Genomic DNA, 1676 nt, shown 5'->3' with positions numbered 1-1676 from the left:
GCAATAACCTCCGTCATCGACTTCAGCGGGCTCGAGCCCGTGAGGTTCACAAGAAACTTCGTACCGCCTACGGTGCAGATGGGCGTCAGTTCGGTATCCAGGTTGTACGGCAGGTTGGCCTTCATGAGGGGGTCCAGCACCGTGAGCGAGCTACTGGTGAACAGGAGCGTATGGCCGTCGGTAGGCCCAGCCAGTACCGCTCTAGCTCCAATCGCTCCTTCAGCGCCCGTGCGGTTGTCGACGACCACGCCCTGTTTCAGGGTCCGGGAGAGCACGTCGGCAAAGGTGCGAGCCGCTACGTCCGTCGCGGAACCTGACGCAAACGGCACGATGATCGTGAGCGGTTTGTCCGGATACGCGTAGCTGGATGCAGCCGCCGCGAAAGTCAGGGCGGCGACCAGTTTTTGAAGCAGTCTGTTAAGCACGATGTCTCCTGTTTGAGTAAATAAAGTCTTGTAAAGCAAGCGTCGGCTAGACCGAACGCTTGGATGTGATCCCGCCGTCGACCGTGAAGATGGCGCCCGAGGTGTAGGTAGATCGATCAGAAGCCAAATACACAAATAGGTCTGCCACTTCCGCCACAGTGGCCGACCGACCCAGGGGGTAGCGGGCGATCAGCTCTTCGTAGCGCTCGGAGTCTCCGAAGAGCTTCTCCGCGCGGCCGCACATGACTTTCCGGATGCGCTCGGTGTCCACCGGTCCTGGGTTGATGCCCAACACGCGCACGCCGTCCTCCAGGCTGCGCCCCCCCAGGGCGCAGGTGAAGGCCATGAGCGCCGCGTTGCCCGAACTCCCGGCGATGTAGTTGAAATCGAAGTTCTGGCCGCCGTTGCCGATGTTGTTGAGGATCACGCCTTTGCCGCGCTGCTTCATCAGCGGGTAGATGGCGCGCGTGAGGTTGATGTATCCGAAAACCTTCAACTCCCAGCCGAGCCGCCACGCCACCTCATCGACATCCCATAGCGAGCCCCCCGGTATGCTCCCCGCGTTGTTCACCAGGACATCCACGTCGCCTGCGAAGCGTGTGACTTCAGCCACCGCGCCGCTTTCCGTGAGGTCGACCGACAAGGCCTGTACGCGTACGCCGTGGCTGCGGGCCTGCTCGGCCACGTCTTCGAGCTTTTCCTTGGATCGTGCAACCAAGTACAGATCGCAACCTTCGGCGGCGAACGCCTGTGCGAGACCTTCCCCGATGCCCATCGAAGCGCCTGTGATCAGGACTTTTCGGCCTTTCAAACTCAGTTCCACGTTCGTTGCTCCGGTCTGCTGCGTCACCATTGCAATGAATGATAGGAAGTAGGCTGCCGCAAAGCGACTGCTGGTTTTCGATTCGTGAATTGAGATTTTGTGAACGAGTCTTCCGTCTTGCCGTGTTCAGCAAAGGGCAATCATCGGGTCGCAAATCGGCATTTGGCAGGGCCGCAACGCCTGCGTAGGATTGCTTCGAACCAAAAGGATCTGAGCAATGCAAACTCCCGACGCAACGACGAGCAACGAAGAAACACGGGCGAACCCGCACATGGTCGATCGGCCTTTGTCCGGGATCCGCGTTCTGGCCATCGAGAACTTTGTCGCGGCACCCTTTGCCTCAATGTGGCTTGCCGACGCCGGCGCCGAAGTGATCAAGATCGAAACCCGCGATGGCGGCGATCACTCGCGCGGTACCAGCCCTGTCA

At 60.1% G+C, this 1676-nt stretch carries 3 protein-coding genes; 1 reads left to right on the top strand and 2 read right to left on the bottom strand.

What is annotated here, in order from left to right; all coding sequences use genetic code 11:
• Positions 1 to 425: tripartite tricarboxylate transporter substrate-binding protein (locus tag AC1DY5_RS54660; RefSeq protein ID WP_478122533.1), on the bottom strand; the 425-nt coding region annotated here is incomplete at its 3' end.
• A gap of 46 nt (positions 426 to 471) precedes the next feature.
• Entirely contained in the window at positions 472 to 1278 is an 807-nt protein-coding gene (locus AC1DY5_RS54655; RefSeq protein ID WP_478122532.1) for an SDR family oxidoreductase, read from the bottom strand.
• Between the two features lie 187 nt (positions 1279 to 1465).
• Here AC1DY5_RS54655 and AC1DY5_RS54650 point away from each other — a divergent pair.
• The coding region (locus tag AC1DY5_RS54650) for a CoA transferase (RefSeq protein ID WP_478122531.1) at positions 1466 to 1676 on the top strand (211 nt) is incomplete at its 3' end.

It is taken from the genome of Variovorax sp. P4_D9 (genome assembly GCF_056401695.1).
This window is presented reverse-complemented; position numbering and strand designations above follow the sequence as displayed.

Bases quoted from the DNA above. Each gene is read 5' to 3' on its own strand.
- AC1DY5_RS54655 (WP_478122532.1), bottom strand. From the start codon at position 1,278: ATGGTGACGCAGCAGACCGGAGCAACGAACGTGGAACTGAGTTTGAAA.